This is a genomic window from Streptomyces sp. NPDC038707 (genome assembly GCF_040636485.1).
Lineage (GTDB): Bacteria > Actinomycetota > Actinomycetes > Streptomycetales > Streptomycetaceae > Streptomyces.
In genome coordinates, this window is the sequence record NZ_JBEZUP010000005.1 from 73293 (window position 1) to 97357 (window position 24065).

At 72.8% G+C, this 24065-nt stretch carries 19 protein-coding genes; 11 read left to right on the forward strand and 8 right to left on the reverse strand.

Features of this window, described 5'->3' with window-relative positions:
• Positions 1-27: 27 nt before the first annotated feature.
• The 3 genes from AB0E62_RS09145 to AB0E62_RS09155 form a co-directional block, all read right to left on the reverse strand.
• The gene (locus AB0E62_RS09145; RefSeq protein ID WP_362190275.1) at positions 28-1380 is read right to left on the reverse strand and encodes a radical SAM protein; all 1353 of its coding nucleotides are present in this window, start codon (positions 1378-1380) and stop codon (positions 28-30) included.
• A 58-nt stretch (positions 1381-1438) separates the two neighbouring features.
• Entirely contained in the window at positions 1439-1891 is a 453-nt protein-coding gene (locus AB0E62_RS09150) for a pyridoxamine 5'-phosphate oxidase family protein (RefSeq protein WP_362190277.1), read from the reverse strand.
• Between the two features lie 90 nt (positions 1892-1981).
• Positions 1982-2989 carry a hydroxyacid dehydrogenase gene (locus AB0E62_RS09155; protein WP_362190279.1) on the reverse strand — a complete coding sequence of 336 codons (1008 nt, stop codon included), beginning with the start codon at positions 2987-2989 and terminating at the stop codon, positions 1982-1984.
• 111 nt (positions 2990-3100) lie between these two features.
• Here AB0E62_RS09155 and AB0E62_RS09160 point away from each other — a divergent pair, with 111 nt between their 5' ends.
• The 9 genes from AB0E62_RS09160 (at position 3101) to AB0E62_RS09200 (ending at position 14775) form a co-directional block, all read left to right on the forward strand.
• Positions 3101-4345, forward strand: a complete 1245-nt coding sequence (locus tag AB0E62_RS09160; protein ID WP_362190281.1) for an FAD-binding protein — start codon at positions 3101-3103, stop codon at positions 4343-4345.
• Between the two features lie 163 nt (positions 4346-4508).
• Entirely contained in the window at positions 4509-5753 is a 1245-nt protein-coding gene (locus AB0E62_RS09165; RefSeq protein WP_362190283.1) for an ROK family transcriptional regulator, read from the forward strand.
• Positions 5754-6058: 305 nt separating this feature from the next.
• Positions 6059-7321 (forward strand): sugar ABC transporter substrate-binding protein, encoded by a 1263-nt coding sequence (locus AB0E62_RS09170; protein WP_362190285.1) that lies wholly within the window; start codon positions 6059-6061, stop codon positions 7319-7321.
• A gap of 19 nt (positions 7322-7340) precedes the next feature.
• Entirely contained in the window at positions 7341-8291 is a 951-nt protein-coding gene (locus AB0E62_RS09175) for a sugar ABC transporter permease (RefSeq protein ID WP_362190287.1), read from the forward strand.
• Between the two features lie 53 nt (positions 8292-8344).
• Positions 8345-9160, forward strand: coding sequence for a carbohydrate ABC transporter permease (locus tag AB0E62_RS09180; RefSeq protein ID WP_362190758.1), 816 nt, complete (start codon positions 8345-8347; stop codon positions 9158-9160).
• Between the two features lie 12 nt (positions 9161-9172).
• Positions 9173-12049, forward strand: coding sequence for a glycoside hydrolase family 2 TIM barrel-domain containing protein (locus AB0E62_RS09185; protein ID WP_362190289.1), 2877 nt, complete (start codon positions 9173-9175; stop codon positions 12047-12049).
• Positions 12050-12089: 40 nt separating this feature from the next.
• Positions 12090-13409, forward strand: a complete 1320-nt coding sequence (locus tag AB0E62_RS09190; protein WP_362190291.1) for a jacalin-like lectin — start codon at positions 12090-12092, stop codon at positions 13407-13409.
• Positions 13410-13466: 57 nt separating this feature from the next.
• A complete protein-coding gene (locus AB0E62_RS09195; RefSeq protein WP_362190293.1) occupies positions 13467-14051 on the forward strand; it encodes a TetR-like C-terminal domain-containing protein in 585 nt (194 codons plus the stop codon).
• Entirely contained in the window at positions 14044-14775 is a 732-nt protein-coding gene (locus tag AB0E62_RS09200) for an alpha/beta hydrolase (protein WP_362190295.1), read from the forward strand. Before AB0E62_RS09195 ends, AB0E62_RS09200 begins: the two co-directional genes overlap by 8 nt.
• On the opposite strand, the gene AB0E62_RS09205 is transcribed toward AB0E62_RS09200, so the two are convergent.
• From AB0E62_RS09205 to AB0E62_RS09215, 3 genes are all read right to left on the reverse strand, one after another.
• Positions 14709-15518, reverse strand: a complete 810-nt coding sequence (locus tag AB0E62_RS09205; protein ID WP_362190297.1) for an isocitrate lyase/phosphoenolpyruvate mutase family protein — start codon at positions 15516-15518, stop codon at positions 14709-14711. The genes AB0E62_RS09200 and AB0E62_RS09205 overlap by 67 nt on opposite strands.
• A 56-nt stretch (positions 15519-15574) precedes the next feature.
• The gene (locus tag AB0E62_RS09210; RefSeq protein WP_362190760.1) at positions 15575-17278 is read right to left on the reverse strand and encodes a DUF2264 domain-containing protein; all 1704 of its coding nucleotides are present in this window, start codon (positions 17276-17278) and stop codon (positions 15575-15577) included.
• A gap of 69 nt (positions 17279-17347) precedes the next feature.
• Positions 17348-18433 (reverse strand): rhamnogalacturonan acetylesterase, encoded by a 1086-nt coding sequence (locus AB0E62_RS09215; protein WP_362190299.1) that lies wholly within the window; start codon positions 18431-18433, stop codon positions 17348-17350.
• 188 nt (positions 18434-18621) lie between these two features.
• Here AB0E62_RS09215 and AB0E62_RS09220 point away from each other — a divergent pair, with 188 nt between their 5' ends.
• Positions 18622-20301: a rhamnogalacturonan lyase B N-terminal domain-containing protein gene (locus AB0E62_RS09220; protein WP_362190301.1), complete on the forward strand. Its 1680-nt coding sequence runs from the start codon at positions 18622-18624 to the stop codon at positions 20299-20301.
• Positions 20302-20308: 7 nt separating this feature from the next.
• On the opposite strand, the gene AB0E62_RS09225 is transcribed toward AB0E62_RS09220, so the two are convergent.
• Together AB0E62_RS09225 and AB0E62_RS09230 are read right to left on the reverse strand one after the other, a co-directional pair.
• Positions 20309-21718: an RICIN domain-containing protein gene (locus AB0E62_RS09225; RefSeq protein WP_362190303.1), complete on the reverse strand. Its 1410-nt coding sequence runs from the start codon at positions 21716-21718 to the stop codon at positions 20309-20311.
• Between the two features lies 1 nt (position 21719).
• Positions 21720-22832, reverse strand: coding sequence for a glycoside hydrolase family 43 protein (locus AB0E62_RS09230; RefSeq protein ID WP_362190305.1), 1113 nt, complete (start codon positions 22830-22832; stop codon positions 21720-21722).
• Between the two features lie 147 nt (positions 22833-22979).
• On the opposite strand from AB0E62_RS09230, the gene mmuM reads away from it, so the two are divergent.
• A complete protein-coding gene (gene mmuM / locus AB0E62_RS09235; RefSeq protein WP_362190307.1) occupies positions 22980-23906 on the forward strand; it encodes a homocysteine S-methyltransferase in 927 nt (308 codons plus the stop codon).
• The last annotated feature ends 159 nt before the right edge of the window (positions 23907-24065 follow it).

The following is a 24065-nucleotide window of genomic DNA, read 5'->3' on the forward strand; positions in this document are numbered from 1 at the left end:
TGCGTCAAAGGGTTTTTCCCTGGTTCCTCAACTCGCCGTGCCACTCGCCCCGTCGAGCTGCCGCTCGCCGTCCGGCCCGGCCGCCGGCAGGCTGTCCATGAAGGAGCTGACGGAGAAGACGGCGCGGCCGGGGCCGGGCGGGCCGTAGCCGGGCGGGGAGGACAGGCCGAAATCGTCCATGGTCTGCCGGTAGGCCTCCAGCAGGCGGATGTGGTACTCCAGCGGCGCGCCCTGCGGGTTGGCCTTGCCGAGCGGGGTGGTGGGCTCGGGGCACCAGGTGGTGAAGCGGGGCGTGATGCCGTGCGACATGAAGAAGCGCAGGCCCTCGGTGGTGGAGGCGATGGCCTCGTCGACGGTGGTGAAGCCGAACGGCTCGGCCATCTCCACGCCCGCCACGAAGTTCGGGATGACGTTGCGCGCGCCGAACACCTCGGCGGAGTCGAGGATGCGGCGGTGCCACTCGTCCCGGCCGACGTAGCGTTCCTTGCCGGGGCAGTACAGCTCGAACAGGCGGCGGTCCCACACCTCGAAGTTGGGGTGGTAGATCTGCACGCCGTAGTCCTTGAACCGCTGTACGTCCGCCTTGGGCAGTGCCTGGGCGACGACCTTGCCGATCCAGCGGCCCGGGAAGCGCTCCTCGATGGCCTTGGCGTAGTGGCCGTAGAAGTCGGCCTCGTCGCGGCCCGCCACCTTGGAGGTGATCGCGCCGCCGGTGAGGGTGTAGGCGGTGGACGCCTTCTGGGTGTCGTACCGGTCGATGATCTCCAGGGCCTCGAGGACCTCCTCGACGTCCTTCACCCCGGTGTAGGGCCGGCCGGCCGCCTTGTGCTGGCGCCAGTTGTGATTGATGTCGCAGTACTGGCACTCCTCCTTGGCGCCGAAGTACTGGCAGACCCGGAAGACGGTCAGATAGATCAGGTAGCCCCACTGGATGGTCGGCGCGACCTCCATCACGGACTTCCCGTTGGAGAGGGTGTGCCGGTAGTACTCGGGCATCGGGGGTACGCCGACGTCGGCGATGCGGGTGCCGTCCAGGTAGAGCCCGAGCAGTCCCTCCTCGTCGGCGGCGACCCGGTAGGGCGAGGCGGGGTTCACGCGGACGGAGACGACCGTGCGCCGCAGGTCGTACGGTCCGCCGGTGAGGATGATCTCCTCCGGGGGCCGGCGCAGCGCGGCCTCGCCCAGCTCGGGCAGGGTGCCGTGGTCGAAGGAGAAGATGAAGTAGGACTTCGGCTTGACGTCCCCGCCCTCGTTGTCGCTGAGGGCGGACCTGTCGAAGGCGACACCGCCCCGCAGCAGGTCCTCCTTGAAGACGGCCTCCCGCGGGACGTGCGGGAACCGCTCCATCAGATCCTCGACGAGCGCGGTACGGCTGCCCATTCGTCTTTCTCCTCCCGGTTCAGGCGTACGACTGACACCGTATGCCCCCGCCCCGGGCTCAGCCGTGCCGGGTCCCCGCCCGGCGCGCGATGCGGTCCGGTACGGCGGTGCCGGGCGGCAGGGCCGGGTCGGGTACGGGGGCGCCCCACTCCTGGGTGACCTTGCGCGCGTCGCCGTGGATCACCGCGCTGCGGTAGTTCACCCCGTGCTCGAACACGGACCGGGCGAGGACCAGCCCGTCGACGTGGGTGACGGTCACGCAGACCGGGAGACCGCCGGCCAGGCTGCGGCCGGCCACGGAGCCGTGCACGTAGAGCTGCCGCTCGTCCCGGCCGTAGACGGTGGGGACGACCAGGGGCCGTCCGTCGGTCACCACGCCGAGGTGGCAGACGAAGCCGGCGTCGAGGATCGCGTTCAGGTCGGCCCGCTCCAGGCTGCCCTGCGCGCGCAGGCGGCGGTGCCGGGTGCGGCCGGTGTCGGGGAGCCGCGAGGGGAGGACATCGGAAGCCATGCCGGGAAGCTATCGAAAGAGTCGCAGGGGAGCCTGGTTTTCTCGGATTCCATTGATCCGGCAGGGATGAACAACGGAATCCGTATTCGATCAGGCGGTTCGTTCCAGCACCGCCGGGTCGACTGCGTGCCGCAGCGCCGCGCCGGACGTCAGCCGTTCGGCCTCCTCCACCATCGCCCGGCCCAGGCGGGCCACCTCGTTGCCCAGCGAGCCCGCGAGGTGCGGGGTGACGAAGGCGTTCGGCAGGTCGTAGAGCGCGGAGCCGGGCGGCAGCGGCTCCGGGTCGGTCACGTCCAGGACGGCGCTCAGGCGGGCGGAGCGCAGATGCGCGACCAGCGCGTCGTGGTCGACCAGGGCGCCGCGCGCGGTGTTGATCAGCACGGCTCCGTCGCGCATCAGGCCGAGCCGGCGGGCGTCGACCAGATGGCGGGTCTCGGCGGTCCGCGGGGCGTGCAGGCTGACGATGTCGCTGGTACGCAGCAGGTCGTCCAGCGGCAGCAGGCGTACGCCGAGCCGGGCGGCCTCGGCATCGTCCACGTAGGGGTCGGCGAGCGTGACGTCGAGGTCGTGCGGGCGGAGCAGTTCGATCAGGCGGCGGCCGACCCGGGAGGCGCCGACGATGCCGACGCGGCGGCCGTGGTTGCCGATGCCGGGGAGGACGCCGTCGTGCGGGAAGGCGCGCCGGGCCCGCATGTCGTCGCGGAGGGCGAAGACATCCTTGCCGGCGAGCAGGATCATGGCGAGGGCGTACTCGGCGACGGGCCGGGCGTTGGCCTCGGCGGCCGAGGAGACGGCGATGCCCCGCCGCCACACCTCAGGGGTGACGAACCCCTTGACCGAGCCGGCCGCGTGCAGCACGGCCCGCAGGCGCGGGGCCGCGTCCAGTACGGCCGGGTCCAGGCGGGGGCAGCCCCAGCCGGTGACCAGGACCTCGGTCCGGGCGAGGGCCTGCCGTACCCGGGGGGCGGTGAAGTCCTCGGCCACCAGGGCGGGATCGATGTCCACGCACGCCCGCAGCCGCTCCAGCAGCCGGGGCGGGAACACCGCCGGCACGTTCCGGGCCGTCATGGCGAACAGGGCACGGGGCCGCTCGGTCAAGGAAGGGGCCTCCCGGCTCGGTGACGCGCGGACAGCAACCGTTCTCTACGGTAGGTCCCGGCCGATCAGAGGGTCAATGGATCACCACTCGCGGGAGACAGGATGACGGACGTGACACAAACGGTCACCAACTGGGCGCGCAGCATCACCTACGCGGTCAAGGAGTTCCACCGCCCGGACTCCTTCGAGGCGCTGCGGGCGGTGGTGGCGGGCAGTGCGAAGGTGCGGGTCCTGGGCAGCGGGCACTCCTTCAACCGGATCGCCGACCCCGGGGACGAGGGGGTCCTGGTGTCCATCGCCGGGCTGCCGCCGGTGATCGACGTGAACAGCGCGGCCCGTACGGTCCGGGTCTCCGGCGGCGTCCGGTACGCCGAACTGGCCCGGGCGGTCCACGCGCGGGGGCTGGCCCTGCCCAACATGGCCTCCCTGCCGCACATCTCGGTGGCGGGCTCGGTGGCGACCGGCACCCACGGCTCGGGGGTGGGCAATGGTCCGCTCGCGGTGGCCGTACGGGAGGTGGAACTGCTCACCGCCGACGGCTCGACGGTGACGATAGGACGCGGGGACCCCCGGTTCGACGGGGCGGTGACCTCGCTCGGCGCCCTCGGCGTGGTCACCGCCCTCACCCTGGACCTGGAGCCCGCCTACGAGGTCGAGCAGTACGTGTTCACCGAACTCCCTCTCGACGGGCTGGACTTCGAGGCGGTGGCGGGGTCGGCGTACAGCGTGAGCCTGTTCACCGACTGGCGGCGCCCGGGCTTCCGCCAGGTGTGGGTCAAGCGCCGGACCGATCAGCCGGCGGTGGACTTCCCGTGGGCGGAGCCGGCGCGGGAGGCGCTGCATCCGGTGCCGGGGATGCCCGCCGCCAACTGCACGCGCCAGTTCGGCGTGCCGGGGCCCTGGCACGAGCGGCTGCCGCACTTCCGGGCCGAGTTCACGCCGAGCAGCGGCGAGGAGATCCAGTCGGAGTATCTGCTGCCGCGCGCGGCCGCGGTGGACGCGCTGCACGCGGTGGACGCCGTCCGGGAGACCGTCGCCGGAGTGCTCCAGACCTGCGAGGTGCGCACGATCGCCGCCGACGCGCAGTGGCTCAGCCCCGCCCACGCCCGGGACTCGGTCGCGCTGCACTTCACCTGGGTGCGCGACGAGGCGGCGGTGCTGCCGGTGGTGCGGCGGCTGGAGGAGGCGCTGGCCCCGTTCGATCCCCGGCCGCACTGGGGGAAGGTGTTCGGCATCCCGGCGGCGGACCTCCGGGAGAGGTACGCGCGGCTCGACGGCTTCCGGGCGCTGGCCCGGGCGCTGGATCCGGCGGGCACGTTCACCAACGGCTTCGTGCGCGAACTCCTCGGGGAGTGACGGGCCGGCCCGCCGCGGTGACCTGCCCCGGCGCAGGGGCCCACTTCCTCCAGCCCCTTTCCTAAGCCCTTGTCGAACGTCCCTCCCAGCCCATAGCCTGACGCCCGCGCCGGTGCCCATGCCGCCCCGGCCCGGGTCCGCACGGGAGGGGAGGGGCTGCCGCGTGAAGCGCACATCGCGCGACATCCGCACCGCGAACCGCTACGAGGTGCTGCGCCAGATCATCGCCGAGTCCCCGGCGTCCCGGCAGGAACTGGCCGCGGCCACCGGGCTCAGCCTGGCCACGGTGGCCACGCTCGTCGGCGAGCTGCTGGACCTCCGCATGATCACCGAGGTGGGTTTCGAGGACTCCGCCGGGGGCCGTCCCCGGGGGCTGGTCGCCGTCAACGCGTCGGGGGGCGCGCTGATCGGTGTGGACGTCGCGGAGACGTACGTCCATGTCGAGCTGTTCGACCTGGCGCTGAACGTGCTGGCCCGGGCCGACGAGGGCATGCGGCCCGGGGAGAGCCGGCCCGAGCGGGTGGTCGGTCAGGTGGCCGCCGCGGTCGGCTCGGTGGTCGCCCAGGCCGGTGTCGAGGCGGCCCGGGTGCTCGGCGTCGGGGTGAGCGTGCCGGGCCAGGTGGACCGGGGCTCGGGGATCGCCGAGTACGCGCCCAACTGGGACTGGCACGACGTGCCGTTGCTCGATCTGCTCGCCCGGCACATCGCCTACCCCCTCCACCTGGACAATCCGCTGCGCGCCTGCGCGGTGGCCGAGCTGTGGTTCGGGGCGGCGCGGGGCCGCGGGGACGCCGTGGTCGTCAACCTCGGCACCGGGGTCGGCGCCGGGCTCGCGCTCGGCGGCGGGCTGCACCGGGGGGTGAGCAACAGCGCCGGCGAGTGGGGGCACACCACGCTGGTGCTGGACGGCCGGCCGTGCCACTGCGGCAACCACGGCTGTGTGGAGACGTACGTCGGCGCGCCCGGCATCATGCGGAACCTGCGCGAAATCGACCCGCGTTCCCCGCTGTTGCACCCCGAGGACCAGACGGCAACCATCGACGCGCTGGCCCGCGCGGCCGCCGCACGCGACCCGGTGGCGCTCGATGCGGTCCGGGACACCGCCCGTTACCTCGGCGCGGGCATCGCCGACCTGATCAATCTGCTCAACCCCGAAGTGGTGGTGCTCAGCAGCTGGGTGGCCGCCCGGCTGGGCGAGCCGCTGCTCACCGAGGTCCGCCGGGCGGTCGCCCGGCACGCGCTGCGCCGGCCGCTGGCCGCCACCGAGATCGTCCTCTCCCCGATCCCCACCGACCCGGTGTCCCTCGGCGCGGCCACGTTCGCGCTGGAGGGGGCGCTGCGGTCGGTCGGACAGCGGGCGGCGGTGCGACGCCCGCGGGAGGGGAGCCGTACGGCATCGTCGGCCTGACGGCCGTCGAGCCCGTACGGCCCCGGCCGCGTCACGCGGCCGGGGAGCGTGGGCCGCTCCCCAGCCCCCCGCTCCCCCTCTCCCCCGCTCCGGCGGCCCCTCCTCGCCGTAGCCGAGTACTCCCAACTCCCTTGCGTTCCACCGTCGTTCGCGATCCCGGACCCCGTGCAACAACTCGTACGGGCTTCGTCCAACCCCTTGCCGAAGGATTGGGCGAAGGTTAGCGTCCCGCACCACGCCCCCTTCGGCGCCCGTCCTCCGGGCGTGCGAGCCGCAGCCGCATTCGACCAGACAAGGACGTCAGCATGTCGGCACACAGCAGCACCTGGGACCGCCGATCGATATTCCGGGCCGCCGCGGGCCTGGCCGCCGCCGGTGCGCTCGGCGCGTGCGGCGGCAACAACGGCCGCGGCGGCGGCCCGGGTTCGGGCAAGCGGCTGGTCCAGTACTTCCACGCCTACGGCGAGCCGGGCACCGAGCAGGCGATCAAGCGGTACGCGAAGGCGTACTCCGAGGCGGACGTGACCACGCAGTGGATCACCGGCTCCAACTTCGAGAGCAAGCTCTTCGCGTCCCTGCTCACCGACCAGGCGCCGGACGTGTTCGAGTTCCACCCGCAGATCCAGCTCGTCCGCAGCGGCCAGGTGGCGGACCTGACCGACCTCGTCGCACCGGTCAAGGAGGACTTCAACCAGGCCGACATCCGGTCGCACACGGTGGACGGCAGGATCTACGGCGTGCGGATGCTCGACGACCCGCAACTCTTCTTCTACCGCAAGTCGCTGCTTCAGAAGGCGGGCGTCGAGCCGCCGCGGACGCTGGACGAGCTGGTGGAGGCCGCCGCCAGGCTCACCACGAGCAAGGTCAAGCGCCTGTTCCTCGGCAACGACCTGCACGCGGTGATCAACCCGCTGATCTGGTCGGCCGGGGCGGACACCCTGAACGAGAAGAACGAGATCGCCTACCACACGGACGCCGTGATCGCGGGCCTGCGGACGATGCGCGAGCTGTTCACCAGCGGCCATCTGCTGCTGGACGCCCCGGCCGACTTCTGGGACCCGTCGGCGCTGAACCAGGGCCTGTGCGCGATCCAGTTCTGCGGGATGTGGGCCATGCCGCAGTTCCAGCAGGCCCTCGGTGACGACCTCGGGATCATGCCGTTCCCGAAGGCCGGCGACGCGGGCCGGCCGTCCGTCTACAACGGCGGCTGGTCGATGTTCGTCAACGCCAAGGGGAAGGACGTCGACGCGGCCAAGGAGTACGTCAAGTGGCTGTGGCTCGACCGGAAGGACTACCAGGAGGACTGGGCGACGTCGTACGGCTTCCACATCCCGCCGCGCACCTCCCTCGCCCGGTCGACGGACAAGCTGGGGTCGGGCCTGCCGGCGGAGGGCGTGCGACTCTTCACCGAGTACGGGCACTTCGACAACATCGGCTGGACCCAGGCGATGATCACCGCCACGGAGGACCTCTTCGCCGGCTGCGTCCGCAAGGGCGGTGACCCCGAGGCCGCGCTCGACCGGTGCGACAAGACGGTGAACGCCGAGCTGAAGAAGCTGTTCGGATAGGCCGCCGGACGGATCCGAGATGCAGACCACCACGCGCGCGGTCCCGACGCACGCCACCGAGGCCCGGCCCCGGCGGCGCCTGCGCGGCAGCCGCACCCTCGCCTTCTGGCTGTTCACCGGCCCGTTCCTGCTCGGGCTGGCCGTCTTCGTCTACGTCCCGATCGGCTGGAGCCTCTACCTCAGCTTCTTCGAGGCCCGCTTCACGGTGACGCCCAGCGAGTTCGTGGGGCTGGGCAACTACCGGGAGATCCTGTCCGACAGCGGGTTCATGGGCTCGCTCGGCACCTTCACCGTGTTCGCCGCGTTCATCGTGCCCACCACCTGGGCGCTCTCCCTGGGCCTCGCGCTGCTGGTGAACCGGCTGCGGTTCATGCGGGCGTTCTACCGCTCGGTGTTCTTCCTGCCGACCGCGTGCAGCTATGTCGCCGCCTCGCTGATCTGGAAGATGTCGATCTTCAACGGGGTGCGGTTCGGCCTGGCCAACACCGTCCTCGGGCTGTTCGGCGTGGACAACACCGCCTGGCTCGCCGACCCGGACCCGCCCTGGTACTGGCTGGTCGTCATCACCGCCCGGCTGTGGCTCCAGTCAGGCTTCTACATGATCCTGTTCCTGGCCGCGCTCCAGAACATCCCGCGGGAGCTGTACGAGGCCGCCGCCATCGACGGGGCCAAAACCGGCTGGCAGACATTCCGGCACATCACGCTGCCGCAGCTGCGGGCCACCTCCACCGCGGTGATCCTGCTGCTGCTCGTGGCCGCGTACCAGGCCTTCGACGAGTTCTTCAACCTGCTGTCCAAGACCACCTGGGGCCGTCCGCCGCTGGTCGAGCTGTACTACACCGCGCTCGGCCAGGACCAGAACTACGGCAAGGGCAGCGCGGGGGCCGTGGTGCTGACCGTGCTGATCTGCGTCGTCACCCTGTTCCAGGGCCGGATCATGGGCTTCGGCAGCAGGGAGGAGTCCACGTGACCACCACCGCACCCGGGAACCGGGGCCGGGACCGCGCCCGGCGCGGCGGGGTGATGAGCTCCACCGGGCTGTACCTCGCCACCGGCGTCGCCGCGCTGCTGTTCCTCGTCCCGTTCTACCTGCTGGTCCGCAACGCCCTGTCCACCGACCCGGAGATCACCGGCGAGAACTGGAAGTTCTTCCCCACGCACGTCCAATGGGGCAACGTCACCGAGCCGTTCGAGGACCCGACGGTCGACTTCGGCCGGTCGCTGTGGAACTCGCTGGTCGTCGGCGTCCTCCACACGGCGGGCACGCTGGTCGTGTGCTCATCGGCCGGTTACGCCCTCGCCCGGATCCCCTACCGGCACGCCGACAAGGTCTTCCACGCGGTCCTGGTGACCCTGATGGTCCCGGCCGCCGTCACCTTCGTGCCGAGTTTCGTGCTGGTGTCGTCGCTCGGCTGGGTGGACAGCTACCGGGGTCTGATCATCCCGGGCCTGTTCAGCGGTTTCACCTGCTTCCTGTTCCGGCAGTACTTCCTCGGGTTCCCCAAGGAGCTGGAGGAGGCGGCGCGCGTGGACGGACTCGGCCACTGGGGCGCGTACTGGCGTGTCGTCGTGCCGAACTCGCTGAACTTCTTCGCGGCGATCGCCACCATCACCTTCATCGGCGGCTGGAACGCCTTCCTGTGGCCGCTGGTCATCGGCCAGGACCCGGGCGCCTGGACCGTACAGGTCGCGCTCTCGTCGTACATGACCAACCAGACCGTCAACTACCACCTGATCTTCATGGCGACCGCCATCTCGATCCTGCCCCTGCTGTTCGTGTTCCTCTTCCTCCAGCGCTGGCTGGTGCAGGGGATCGCGCAGACCGGCATCAAGGGCTGAGCTAGGAGACCCATGTCCGTGACCACGACCACCGAGTACGTCGAGGACGTCTCGCCGGGCTCCGGGGCACTGCCGCCCCGCGCCTGGTACGCGTCCTCCGACGCCTCCTCCCTGTCCCTGAACGGCACCTGGCGGTTCCGGCTGTCGCGGACGGCCGACGCTGAGGGCGACTCCTTCGCGGCCGGGGGGTACGACGCCAGTGGCTGGGCGGAGGTCTCGGTGCCCGGCCACTGGGTGCTCCAGGGCCACGGTTCCCCGATCTACACCAACCACCTCTATCCGTTCCCGGTCGATCCGCCCCGGGTGCCGACCGAGAACCCGACCGGCGACCACCTGCGCGTGTTCGACCTGCCCGGCGACTGGCCGGCGGACGGCGGCGCGGTGCTCCGCTTCGACGGCGTGGAGTCCTGTGCCCGGGTCTGGCTGAACGGCACGGACCTCGGCGAGTTCAAGGGCTCCCGGCTGCCGCACGAGTTCGCGGTCGGCCACCTGCTCAGGCCCGCCGGCAATGTGCTGGCCGTCCGGGTGCACCAGTGGTCGGCGGGCTCGTACCTGGAGGACCAGGACCAGTGGTGGCTGCCGGGCATCTTCCGGGACGTCACCCTGCTGCACCGCCCGGCGGGCTGCGTCCTCGACTTCTTCGTGCACGCCTCCTACGACCACACCACCGGGGCGGGCACGCTGCGGGTCGACTCCGACACGGACGGCCGGGTGACCGTGCCGGACCTGGGCATCGACGTGCCCACCGGGGAACCGGTGACGGTCCCGGTCGAGCCGTGGTCGGCGGAGACGCCCCGGCTGTACGACGGGGTGCTGGCCACGGAGGGCGAGCGGGTGCCGCTGCGCATCGGTTTCCGCACGGTGGAGCTGTCGGACGGCCTGGTCAAGGTGAACGGCAGGGCGGTCCTGTTCAAGGGCGTCAACCGGCACGAGTGGCACCCCGAGAGGGGCCGGGCCCTGGACCTCGCGACGATGCGCGAGGACGTGCTGCTGATGAAGCGGCACAACATCAACGCGGTCCGCACCTCGCACTACCCGCCGCACCCGGCCTTCCTCGACCTGTGCGACGAGTTCGGGCTGTGGGTGATCGACGAGTGCGATCTGGAGACGCACGGCTTCACCGAGCAGGGCTGGCGGGACAACCCGGTCGACGACGACCGCTGGACGCCGGCCCTGCTGGACCGGGCGGCCCGGATGGTGGAGCGGGACAAGAACCATCCGTCGGTCGTGATGTGGTCGCTGGGCAACGAGGCGGGCACCGGGCGGGGGCTGACCGCGATGGCCGGGTGGATCCGCGACCGCGACGCCTCCCGGCTGCTGCACTACGAGGGCGATGCCCACTGCCGTGACACGGACGTGTACTCACGGATGTACGCGAGCCATGCCGAGGTGGAGCGGATCGGCCGGGGCCTGGACGGCGGACCGCGGCGGCGCCGCGAACTGCCCCTCATCCTCTGCGAGTACGCCCACGCCATGGGCAACGGGCCCGGCGGACTCGCCGACTACCAGCGGCTGTTCCGGTCCCACGACCGGCTCCAGGGCGGCTTCGTCTGGGAGTGGATCGACCACGGCATCGCCCACCCCGGGCTGGGGTTCGCCTACGGCGGTGACTTCGGCGAGGAGCTGCACGACGGCAACTTCGTCTGCGACGGCCTGCTGTTCCCCGACCGGCAACCCTCGCCGGGCCTGGCCGAGTTCAAGAAGGTGATCGAGCCGGTCGCCCTCACGGGCGGCGGCACGGAGGGCACCGTCCGCGTCACCAACGGGTACGACTTCGCGGACCTGTCGGCGCTGTCGTTCTCGTGGTCGTACGAGGTCGAGGGCGAACCGGTGGGCTCCGGCACCCTGCCGGTGCCCCCGCTGGCCCCGGGCGAGTCGGCCGAGGTCGAGCTGCCCGCCGTACCGGCCGGGGCGCCCTCGGGCGAGGCGCTGTGGACCGTCCGCGCGCGGCTCGCCGCCGGCACCGCGTGGGCGCCGGCGGGCCATGTCGTCGCCTGGGGCCAGGTCCCGGCGGCACCGCGCCGGGTGCCGTCCGTCGTCGCCGGCGCCCGGCCGGTGGCCGGTGACGGGCTGATCAGGCTGGGCCCGGCCGCCTTCGACGCCCGGACCGGGGCGGTGCGCACGATCGGCGGGGTGCCCGTGACGGAGCTGCGGCTGGACGTGTGGCGGGCGACCACCGACAACGACGACGGCGCGGCCTGGCAGAGCGACCCGCGCCACGGGCTGCTGTGGCGGAAGCTGGGCCTGCACCGGATGCGGCACCGTCTGGACGCGGTGGAGGCGGGCGCGGACGCCCTGACGGTCCGCACCCGGGTGGCGCCGGCCGCCCGGGACCTGGGGCTCACGACGGTGTACCGGTGGACGTCGGACGGCGACCGGCTCCGGCTGACGGTGTCCACCGTCCCGGACGGTGACTGGACCGTGCCGCTGCCCCGCCTCGGCATCCGTTTCGGCCTGCGCGCCGCCGACCGGGTGCGGTGGTACGGCGGCGGGCCGGGCGAGGCGTATCCGGACACCCGGGCGGCGGCGCTGACCGGCCGCTGGGAGGCCGACGTGGACGACCTCCAGACGCCGTACGTCCGCCCGCAGGAGAACGGCGCCCGGATCGACGTGCGCTGGGCGGAGCTGGGCGGCCTGCGGATCGAGGGCGACCCGGCGTTCCTCCTCACCGCCCGCCGCTGGACCACCGAGCGGCTGGACGCCGCCGCCCACCGCACCGACCTGGTGCCCGGCGACACGGTCTGGATGAACCTCGACCACGGCCAGCACGGCATCGGCTCCCAGTCCTGCGGCCCGGGCCCGCTGCCCCGCTACCACCTGCGGGCGGAGCCGGCACAGTTCTCGTTCGTCTTCTCCGCGATCGACGGCGTTTCCTCAACCACCCTTTGAAAACAGCCGGGTTGACGTGACCATGGGTCGCATGCGCCCCATGGGACGACTCCTCGGCACCCTCACCGCCGGCCTGCTGGCCGGGGCCGGGCTCACCGCCTCCGCCGGCACGGCACAGGCCGCCGCCGGCTCCGGGACCTTCAGTGTCCTGACGTACAACGTGGCCGGACTGCCGGAGGGCCTCAGCTCCAGCCATCCGGCGGCCAACACCCCGCTGATCTCCCCCAGGCTGGCCGGCTACGGCATCGTCAACGTCCAGGAGGACTTCAACTACCACGCGGCGCTCTACGCGGGCGACCACCACCCCTACCGCACGGCCACAAGCGGTGGCGCGGGCCTCGGCGACGGCCTCAACACCCTGTCCGCCCACCCGCTGGAGGACTTCGAGCGGGTGAGGTGGAACGACTGCGCCGGCACCGACTGCCTCACCCCCAAGGGCTTCACCCTGGCCCGGGTGCGGCTCGCCGAGGGCGTGTACGTCGACCTGTACAACCTGCACCCCAACGCCGGCGACAGCGCCGCGGCCCTGGCGGCCCGGCGGGCCGACATCGCCCAGTTGTCGGCCTTCGTCCGGGCCAACTCGGCGGGCAACGCGGTGATCGTGACGGGCGACACCAACACCCGCTACACCCGCGCCGGCGACAACATCCGCACGCTGGTCGAGGAGAACGGCCTGACCGACGCCTGGGTACGGCTGGTCAAGGGCGGTACGGCCCCCGCGCAGGGCGCGGATCCGCTGCTGTGCCCGGCCGCAGCGCCGCCCGACGACTGCGAGGTGGTCGACAAGGTGCTCTACCGGAGCGGCCCGCTGCTCTCCCTCACCGCGACGCGCTACCACGACGAGTGGGCGACGTTCCTGGACGCGGCCGGCGGCAACCTCTCCGACCACTTCCCGCACACCGTCGACTTCACCTACACGCCGAACCCCGGGCTCCGGGCCGGCGACTTCTTCGGCGGCCCGCACGGCACGGCCTTCAACGACGCCGACGGCCTGCCGGCCACGCCCGCCCCGCGCACCCTCACCCTGCGCGGCGCCGCCCGCCTGGACGCGGTGGCCCTCACCCACGACGACGGCACGGTCCTCGGCCACGGCGGCACCGGCGGCACGGCCGTCTCGCTCACCCTCGCCGCCGGGGAACACCTCACCTCGGTGAAGCTCACCCGGGGCCAGAAGGACGGCCGTACCCGGATCTTCTCGGCCGCCTTCACCACCGACCGGGGCCGGACGCTCTCGGCGGGCACCGCGACCGCCGACGGCATCACCCTCACCGCCCCGGCGGGCTGGCAGATCACCGGCTTCACCGGCCGCTCCGGTGACGAGATCGACAAACTGGGGGTGCTGTACACACCGATCCCCTGACGCACCGCTTTCCTAGATGCTCTAGGCTATACCCTTGGAACCCAAGGGAGGTGGCCCATGGCCCGGGCGGGACTCACCGTCGAGCGGCTGGTCGCGGCGGCGGCGGAGCTGGCGGACGAGGCCGGTTTCGACCGGCTCAGCGTCTCCGCGCTGGCCCGTCGCTTCGGCGTCAAGGACGCGAGCCTGTACTCGCACGTCCGCAGTCTCCAGGACCTGCGCACCCGGCTCGCCCTGTACGCGGGCGGCGAGCTGATCGACCGGATCGCGGCGGCCGTGGCAGGCCGGGCGGGCAAGGAGGCGCTGACGGCGTTCGCCGGCGCCTACCGGGACTACGCCCTGGAGCACCCCGGCCGGTACGCGGCCACCCAGATCCGCGTCGACCAGGCCCTCGTCGCCGACTCGGCCGCGCTGCGCCGCACCGCCGAGATCACGTACGGCATGCTGCGCGGCTACGGCCTCGCGGAACCGGACCTGACGGACGCGGTGCGCCTGTTGCGCAGTACGTTCCACGGTTACTGCGTCCTGGAGAGCGCGGGCGGCTTCGGCGCCGACCGGGACGTACGGGCCTCCTGGGACAAGGCCGTCGACGCCCTGCACCTCGCCCTCACCCACTGGCCCCGGGAGGCCCCGAGCGATGACTGAGACAGCGACGGCCGAGACGCCGTACCACGACATCACCGGCCGCGGTCCGGTGCTGCTGCTCCTGCCGGGCGGCGCCGGGCACCCGATGGGCCTCGGACCGCTGACCGAGCGGCTGGCCACGCGGTTCACCGTGGTGACGTACGACCCGCTGGGCCTCGCGCACGGCCGGCTCGGACAGCCGGTCCCCGAGCAGCGGGTCGCGGACTGGAGCGAGGGCGCGCGGCGGGTGCTGGAGGCGGTGGCGCCGGCGGGCGGGCCCGCGTACGCGTTCGGCACCAGTTCGGGTGGCATCGCGGCCCTGGACCTGCTCGCCCGCTGTCCCGGACGGATGGCGCACGTGGTCGCGCACGAGCCGCCGTGCGTGACGGTCCTGCCGGACGGGGCCGCGCGGCGGGCCGAGCTGATCGAGCAGCTGGACGGGCCGGGACGGCTGCCCGCCGAGGGCGGGTCGGCGACCCCGATGGGCGTGTTCCTGGCCCGCGTCCTGCGCCCGTTCACCGCGTACACCCCCACCGTCGCCCCGCCCCCGGGCCGGCTCACCATCGCCGCCGGCGCCCATTCGCGCGGCCAGGTCCTGCACCGTACGGCGGAGTTGCTCGCCACCCGCATGGGCTGCGCCTTCACGGAGTTCCCCGGCGGGCATCTCGGCACGCTGGATCATCCCGTGGAGTTCGCCGACGCGCTCGCCGGGACGCTGCTCCCCAGCGCGCGCACATCGGCGTAGGACGGGGTCGTACCGGCCGGGGCGCGCCCGGCCGCGATGCCGGCCACCGCGTCCAGGGCGGCGCCGATCGCCCTGCGGTACAGCAGCGAGCCGAGGCTGACCCGGCGCACCCCGAGGCCGGCGAGGTGGCCGAGCGTGGGCCCGGCGGGCGAGTAGAGGACGTTGAGGGGGACGGCGGTGTGCCGGACCAGGGCGGCGATGCGCTCCGGGTCGGTGACGCCGGGGACGAACACCCCGTCGGCGCCCGCCTCCTGGTAGGCGTCGAGCCGGCGCAGCGTCTCCTTCTGGTCGCCGTCGCCCGACCAGTACGTGTCGGTACGGGCGTTGACGAACAGGCCCGGTACGGCCGCCTTCACCGCCGCGATCTTCGCCGCGTGCCGGCCAGCCGGGCCGAGGCCGTCCTCCAGGTTGACGCCGACGGCCCCGACGGCCCACAACTCGACGGCGAGCCGGGCGACTTCGTCCGGGTCGTCGCTGAAGCCGGCCTCAGCGTCCACGGAGAGCAGGTACGGCTCGGAGCCGAGCGTCAGGGCGAGCCGGACGGTCTGCTCCCGGGTGGCGCCCGTGCCGTCGGGCAGTCCGGCGCCCGCCGCCACCGCCAGGCTCGTGGTACCGATGGCGGGAAAGCCCCGGGCGGCGAGGGCGGCGGCCGAAGCGTGGTCCCAGGCGTTGGGCAGCAACAGCGGCCGGCCCGGGCGGTGATGGAGGCCGGCGAAGGAGTCGGGGGCGGGCTCTGTGGTCATACGGCCATGCTGGGCCACGGACGGTTCGGCGCCCGCCGAACCGTCCCCTCCCCGGCTCAGCCGGACCGCACCGACCACCCCGGGCCCGTGGCCGTGAACCGGAAGACGGCACGGTGACCGCCGGACCAGCCGATCCGCACCTCGCGCCCGTCCTCCCCCACCGTCACGGACACCAGCTCGGTGACCGGCCGCGGGTCCGCCTCCCCGGTGAGCCGGGCGAGCGCCACGAAGAGGGTGGGGCCGCCGTCCGCCCGGGTGATCCCGGTCAGCTCCGCCGACAGACCGTGCACCGGGGATAGTTCGGCCCTCACCCCGTCCTGCTCCGGCCAGCCCGTCACCCGCACCGGGGTCCCCGGTGCCGCGCCCGCCACCAGATGGGCCCGCACCTCCACGGCACCGCGCACCGCCACCAGGCTGGTGACGGTGGTCCCGGTGCCCACGGTGTGCCGGGAGGCGATCCAGCCCTCGCCCGTACCGAGCGGTTCGATGCCCGTACGGCCCGGATCGCCGCCGACGATCACGCTGTTGTCGTACGACGGGCCGGGCGCGGTGACCGTGGAGTAGGCGAGGCGGGTGTAGTAGGGGTCGTACCGGACGTCCTCGCTGCCGTGGTTGTGCAGCCGGACCAGCCCGTCCGCGGCGGTGGACTGCAGCAGCCAGTTCGGGGCGGGCACCGGATGGGCCGCGTCGGCGCGTTCGGCGGGGGCCGCCTCCTCCCGTGCCGTCCACACCTCGTGCCCGGGCGGCAGCAGCAGGCCGAGGAAGCCCTTGCTCGCCCAGTACGGCGAGGCGGGGCCGGAGTAGCTCTGCACGAGAGAGGTGTCGGGGGTGAGCCAGCCGAGCGGCAGCAGGCCGCGCTCGTCCACCGCGCCGCCGTCCAGGAAGTACCGCAGGGCGCCCGAGGCCAGGCGCCGGGTCTGTCCCGGGGGCAGCGGGGTGTGCCCGGTGAGCGCGCCCAGCCAGAGCGGGGCCGTGGTGGCGAACCGGTAGGTGAGGGACCGGCCCTGGCGCAGCGGGGCGCCGTCGCCGCCGAACAGGCGGGCGTAGTCGGCGAGATGGCGGGAGAGCCGGCGGCCGTAGCGGTCGAGGAGCCCGGTGTCGCCGGCGAGCCAGGCGTGCAGCACCGGGTAGAGGTGCATGGCCCAGCCGTTGTAGTAGTCGAACTTCCGGCCGTCGCCGTCGGTGTACCAGCCGTCGCCCACGTACCAGGTCTCGATCCGCTCCAGGCCCCGGTCGACTGCGGCGCGGGCGGCCTCCTCGTGGTGGCCGGTCTCCGCGAGGAAGCCGCCGACGGTGACCGGGAAGAGTTCCCAGTTGCACGGCCAGGGGGCGGCGGTGAGGGCGTCCGCCAGCCAGTCGGCGGTGCGCCCGCGCACGGGGTCGGGCAGGCGGTCCCACAGCAACGGCCGGGTCAGCCGCAGGGCCAGCGCGATGGAGGCGGCCTCCACCAGCGGCTGGCTCCGGTCGGTGATGCGCGGCCAGACCCCGCCGGGCCCGGTGGCGAGGCCGTCGGCGTACCGGCCGAGGGCGGTCTCGTCGCGGCGGAACGCGGCCAGCAGCAGGGTGCGGGCGTAGCCTTCGAGGCCGTCGGAGAGGCGGCCGGAGTGGCTCACGTGGTCGCCGGGCAGGTGGTAGAGGGCGCGGTCGGGGCTCGCGTACGGCTCCACGGCGGCGAGGAGCCGGTCGGCGGCCGTCTCCCAGTGGGCGCGGGTGTAGCCGGTGTACGGGCTCGACTCACGGTCGTCGGCGGGGAGTTCGATCACGGCGGTGGGTGTCCTTCCTCGGCGGGAACCCGGGACGCCCCGGTTCCGGTCGGGGCGCCCCGGGGCCTATCCCACCCGTATCCTGCCCTCGGGGACCAGGTGCCGGGCGAGCAGTTCGTCGCGGACCAGGCCCGCGAAGACGGTGGCGCCGCGCTCGGAGGTGTGCGTGTTGTCGCGCTTCTCGTCGTACAGGTACAGCGCTTTGGAGGCTTCCGGGCCGAGCGACTCCACCAGGGCCCTGGTCTTCGCGGTGAGGTCGATCAGCGGGACGTCCTCGGCGGCGGCGACCGAGCGGATGACGGCCGGGTGGTCGACGCCGAGGCCGTTGACGAGCAGCGCCGTGTCGTTGTTCAGGGTGCCGTCAGCGTTGAACCAGCGGCGCACGACGGGCGTGACGAGCACCGGCCGGCCGCCCCGGTCCCGGACGCCGGCCACCAAGGTCCGGAGGTTGGCGCGGTAGGTGGCCTCGTCGGTGGTCTTGTCGTTGTGGGCGAGCTGGACGAGGACGAGGTCGCCGGGGCGGATCAGCGGCTGGACGGCGGCCCACAGGCGGGGGTCCTGGAGGTAGGTGACCGTGCTCTCGCCGGAGTCGGCGTGGTTGGCGACGGACAGGCCCGCGCGCAGGTACTGCGGGAGCTGCTGGCCCCAGCCGGAGTAGGGGGCGGCGGGCTGGTCGCAGACCGTGGAGTCGCCGATGAGGAGGATCCGGCGGGCGATGGGGGTCCCCCCGCGCGAGCGAAGTCGAGCGTGGGGGAGGGCGGGGGTGACCCGGATGGCGTCGAGGGCGGGCGCCGAGCCGCCGAGTACCAGGTCCAGGCCGGGGGTTCCGTCGGCACCGGTCGGTTCGCCCTCGGGGGTGCGGACGTCGACGGTGAAGCTGCGGGTGGCGTGCTCACCGGCCGGGACGGCGGTCTCCGGCAGCAGTGAGCGCCGGGTCTCGCCGGTGATGCGGGTGCTGGACGCGGTGGCGGCGCCGAGCCGGACGGTCACGTCGTAGGTGCCGGGCGGGACGTCGAAGTGGCAGGAGGTGGCGGTGCAGTGGTCGATGCCGGGCGGCCGGCCGGTGTGGGCCCGGGCGGGGGCCGCCGTGAGGGCCGCGCTCACGGCAAGGGCGGTCAGGGCGGCGCCGCGCAGGGCGATGAAACGTCTCACTGAGGCCTCCTCGGCGGTCGGCAGGGTCCGGCGGTCGGACCCTACCGGCGCCGACAAGCGCTTTCTAGCTCTGCGACACCAATTTCCGCGCTCACTGACCTGATGGCGTGAAAGCCCTTTCGCGAAAACGATTCAACTGTCACCCTGCCAGACACCCGCACACCCGGACCTCCCGAAGGAGGCACCCCATGTCCGGATCCCCCTCCCCCGCGGTCACCCGCCGCGCCTTCGTCGTCGGCGGCGCGGCCGTCGCCGGCACGGCCGCCCTCGCCGGTCCGCTCGCCGGCGCCGCCGTCGCCGCCGGCTTCGGCTGGCGCGACGACGGCTCGAACTATGTCGTCGACACCGGCGCGGACCTGGTGTTCAAGGTCTCCAAGTCCACCGGCGACCTGACCTCGCTGGTCCACAAGGGCATCGAGTACCAGGGCTACGGCGGCAAGAACTCGCACATCGAGTCCGGCCTCGGCAACTCCACCGTGACTCTGGCCCAGTCCGGTTCCACCCTCCTGATCTCGGTCACCCACGGCACACTGCGCCACTACTACGCGGCCCGCGCCGGGGAGAACCACGTCTACCTGTGGACCAACAAGGCCGACTCCTCGGTCAGCGCGACCCGCTTCATCCTGCGCGTCAGGGCGGGCCTGTTCCGCAACGACGAGCCCGACTCCTACACCTACACGACCAGCACCATCGAGGCCTCGGACGTCTTCGCCAAGCCCGACGGGCAGACCCGGTCCAAGCACTACTCCAGGGTCCGGGTCATCGACTACGACTACACCGGCTGGTCCGCCGGCGGCGTCGGCCTGTGGATCGTGCGCAGCAACCACGAGAAGGCCTCCGGCGGCCCCTTCTACCGCTCGCTGCTGCGCCACCAGAGCGCCGACGGCGGCGGGTTGTACGAGATCCTGTACTACGGCGAGAACCAGACGGAGCCCGAGCGCTACGGACTCCAGGGCCCGTACGTCATCGCGTTCACCGACGGCGGCCCGCCCCCCGCCGCCCTGTTCCCCAGCACGCTGACCACCCCGTGGGCCGACTCGCTCGGCATCGCCGGGTACGTACCGGACAGCGCCCGGGGCCGCGTCGCCGGGGTCGGCATCGCCGGCCGGGACACGGCGTACCCCTACACCGTGGGCCTGGCCGGCCCCTCGGCCCAGTACTGGGCTCCGGCGCGCGCCTCGGACGGGTACTTCTCGGTCTCCCGCGTGCTGCCCGGCACGTACACGCTGACCGTCTACAAGGGCGAACTGGCCGTCCACAGCACCCAGGTGACTGTCACGGCGGGCGCGACGACCACGCTGAACACGCTCACCGTCCCCTCGTCCAACGACCCGTCCCGGGCGAGCGCGATCTGGCGGATCGGCGACTGGGACGGCACCCCGGGCGGGTTCAAGAACGCGGACCTGATGACGTACGCCCATCCGTCGGACGTGCGGGCCGCGCCCTGGACCGGGAACGTGGTGATCGGCAGCGGCACCGAGACGTCCGGCTTCCCCTGCTATCTGTGGAAGGGCGTCAACAGCGGCCTGCTCGTCCACTTCCGGCTCACCGCCGCGCAGGCCGCCGCCGCGCACACCCTGCGGATCGGCGTGACGACGGCCTACGCGGGCGGCCGGCCGCAGGTCACGGTGAACGACACCTGGACGTCGGCGATCCCCGCCCCGCCCGCCCAGCCGGCCACCCGCTCCCTGACGGTGGGCTCGTACCGGGGCAACAACCACACCTTCACCTACAGCGTCCCTGCCGCCGCCTGGCGGACGGACCCCGGCCAGTACAACGTGCTGCGGATCGACGTGGTGAGCGGTTCGGGGACGACGGGCTTCCTCAGCGCCGGCACGGCCGTCGACGCCATCGACCTGCTTGCCTGAAGGTGCGTCAGGTGCCGCGCGTCCACTGCTGGTTGGCCGCGCCGGTGCACGCGTAGGTGATGACCGCGACGGAGTCGGCGGCGGATCCGCCGGAGACGTCCAGGCACTCCCCGCTCGCGCGGGATCTCACGGTGACGTACGAGCCGGAGGCGGTGACCGACCACTGCTGGCCGGTGGCGCCGGTGCAGTTCTCCTGGGAGACCCCGCCCGCGTTCTCCTGGAGGCACAGGGAGCTGCCCCGGCCCACCAGCGCGCGGTAGCCGTTGCCGAGGTCCTTGAACCACCATTTCTGGTTGGTGCCGCCGTTGCAGGTGTACTGGCTGATCGCCACCCCCTGCCACAGCGACTGGCTCGGCACGTCGGCGCACTTGGAACTGTGCCGCGCGATCAGCGTGTTGTAGGCCGCGGCGGTGCCGGTGACGGTGCCGGCCGTGGTGTCGACGGTGACCTCCGGGTACCAGGACATGGTCATCGAGGTGGCGGTGGGGAAGGCCAGCGGCAGCCACACGTAGCGGGAGTCGTTCACCGTGCCGCCGAAGGAGTTGCCCCAGCGGTCGCCCAGGTACAGGTACGAGGTGCCCGAACCGCCCTGCACGGGAAGGACGTAGGCGGTCTGGGAGCCGTAGGCGGTGGAGTCGCCGACGGCCTTCCAGGACGTCCAGGGGCCGGCGAGGGAGGCGGCGGTGGCGTACTGCTGCTGGTTGGGGTTCCAGCCGGTGGCGCCCGAGGTGAGCATGAAGTACACGCCGCCCCGCTTGAACAGGGCCGGTGCCTCGCGGTGGCCGCCGGGCCAGGGGTTGGCGACCAGGCCGGCGATGCCCGTGTAGTCGGCGGTGAGCCGGTAGATGTGCAGGTCGTAGTTCTCGTTGGCGGCCGAGACCAGGTAGCCGGTGCCGTCCGTGTCGACGTAGGCGGTCAGGTCGCGGGACATGTACTGGCCGAGCGGGCGGAAGCTGCCCCGGTAGGTGTAGGTCCCGTCGACCGTGCCGGAGACGGCGACGGCGGCGCGCGCCTCGCTGTAGTCGGTGCCGTTCTCCTTGTGCATCCACATCACGAACGTGCCGGTGGCCGCGTTGTAGACGACCTTGGGGCGTTCTATGTAGGCGGTGGACAGTTCGGCGGCGGAGGACCGGGTGAGGACGTGGGCGCGGAACTCCCAGTTCCTCAGGTCGGTGGAGCGGTAGGCGTCCACGGACCGGAAGGTGTTGTCGCTGTCGCGGTCCTCACCGAACCAGTAGTAGTAGTCGCCGACTTTGATGACGCCACCGCCGTGGGCGTGCACCGGGCTGCCCGAAGTGTCCGTGAACTGCGTGCCGTTGGTGACGGTCGCCGGTGCGGCCCGGGCGGGTCCGGCCGTCAGCAGGGCGGCGGCGAGGGCGCAGCACAGGGTGAGGAGCAGGGCGTGAGCACGCCTCATCTCACGCTCCTTCCCGCACGGTGTCGGCCACGGGGACGCCGAAGTCCGGGGTGCCGTCCGGCTTCCAGCGGAGCTTCTGGATGCGGGTGTGCCGGTTGGGGTCGTGCAGCGGGTCGCCGGTGATCTCCTTGTACTGGCGGGCGTGGTAGACGAGGACGTCGGTACGGCCGTCCTCGGCGACGGTGAAGCAGTTGTGCCCGGGGCCGTACTGGCCCGTGGTGTCGTCACTGGTGAACACCGGGACGGGCGACTTGGTCCAGCTGCGCGGGTCCAGCAGGTCGCCGCGGGCGTCGGCGGTGAGCAGGCCCACGCAGTAGTGCCAGTCGGTGGCGCTGGCCGAGTAGGTGAGGAAGACACGGCCGTTGCGCTGGAGGACGTACGGGCCCTCGTTGACCTTGTAGCCGACGCACTCCCAGTCGTACTCCGGGGTGGACAGGCGGACTTGGGGGCCGGTCAGGGTCCACGGGCCGGCCATCTCCGAGATCCACAGGGCCGTGTTGTTGTCCATGCCGGGCTCGTGCTGGGCCCAGACCAGGTAACGGGTGCCACGGTGCTGGAAGGTGGTGGCGTCCAGGGCGAAGGTCTCCCAGGCGGTCTTGATCTGCCCTCGCTCCACCCATGTGCCCTTGAACGGGTCGGCGTTCGCGTTCTCCAGCACCCAGATGCGGATGGCCCACACGTCCTCGGCGGGGGCCGAGGCGAAGTAGATGTACCACTTGCCGCCGATCCGGTGCAGTTCGGGCGCCCAGATGTGGGCGGCCATCGGGCCGCTCGGGTGAGCCCGCCAGATCACCGACTCGGCGGCCGTGGACAGGCCGTTCAGGGTGCGGGCGCGGCGCAGCACGATGCGGTCGTACTCGGGGACGGTCGCCGTGAAATAGTAGACGCCGTCGGTGTGGCGGGTGATGTGCGGGTCGGCGCGCCGGGGGACGAGGGGGTTCACGTACGGGGCCGTCTTCGGGTGCCGCTCCGGGTGCGGCTCGGGGCCGGTGCCGTGCGCGGGGGCCGCCTGGGCGAGGCCGGGGGCGGCGGCCAGGGCTCCGGCGGCGAGCGCGGCGCTCTTGAGCACCACTCTGCGGCCGGGCGTGTCGGGCAGGTCGTGGTCGCGGCTCATGCGGACTGCCTCTCGGTCGTTCGATATGTCGCACTGCATCTGTGATTCCGAACGCCGAAAAGGTAAGTGCGGGCCACGGGAGGGTCAATGGGGCGGGCGCGAGGACCTCCGGTCCGGTCCCGTTCCGCTTGGACTAGCGTCGTGACCATGACCAGCGACACCTCCCCCAGCCTCGCCGACGCCCTCGCCGCCGGGACCGTCGTGCTCGACGGCGGCCTGTCCAACCAGCTGGAGTCGGCCGGACACGACCTGAGCGACGGACTGTGGTCGGCGCGGCTGCTCGCCGAGCGGCCCGAGGCGGTCACCGAGGCCCACCTCGCCTACTTCCGGGCGGGCGCGAGCGTGGCGATCACGGCCAGCTACCAGGCCACCTTCGAGGGCTTCGGCAAGCGCGGCATCGGCCGGGCCCGGGCCGCCCGGCTGCTCGCGCTCAGTGTGGACCTGGCCCGCACGGCGGCCCGGCAGGCGGCGGACACGGGCATCCGGCGCCCGCTGTGGGTCGCGGCATCGGTCGGACCGTACGGGGCGATGCTCGCGGACGGCTCCGAGTACCGGGGCCGGTACGGGCTGAGCGTGACCGAGCTGGAGCGCTTCCACCGGCCCCGGATCGAGACGCTGGCCGCCGCCGGGCCGGACGTGCTGGCGCTGGAGACCGTGCCGGACGCCGACGAGGCCGCCGCGCTGCTGCGGGCGGTGCGGGGGCTGGGCGTGCCGGCCTGGCTGTCGTACACGGTCGACGGGCGGCGGACACGGGCCGGCCAGCCGCTGGAGGAGGCGTTCGCGCTCGCCGCCGACATGGAGGAGGTGATCGCGGTCGGGGTGAACTGCTGCGCGCCCGAGGACGCCGGGCCCGCCGTGGAGATCGCGGCACGGGTCACCGGCAAGCCGGTCGTGGTCTATCCCAACAGCGGTGAGGGCTGGGACGCCGGGGCACGCGCCTGGCGGGGCGGGGCGACGTTCGGCGCCGGCCGGGTCACGGCATGGCGCGAGGCGGGGGCGCGGCTGATCGGGGGGTGCTGCCGGGTGGGCCCGGAGAGCATCGGCGAGATCACGCGGACACTGAACACGGCCTGAGCGCAGTCCCCCACCGGGGGGATGCGGAGGGGCCAGGGGCGCCGGGAGAAGCACCGGTCGGCGCGCGGTGCGCCACGGGCGCCGACGGCGGCTCCCCCGGGCGGGCAATGACACCGGGCGCCGATGACGTTACGTACCTGATCTCGTACGGTGAGTGTC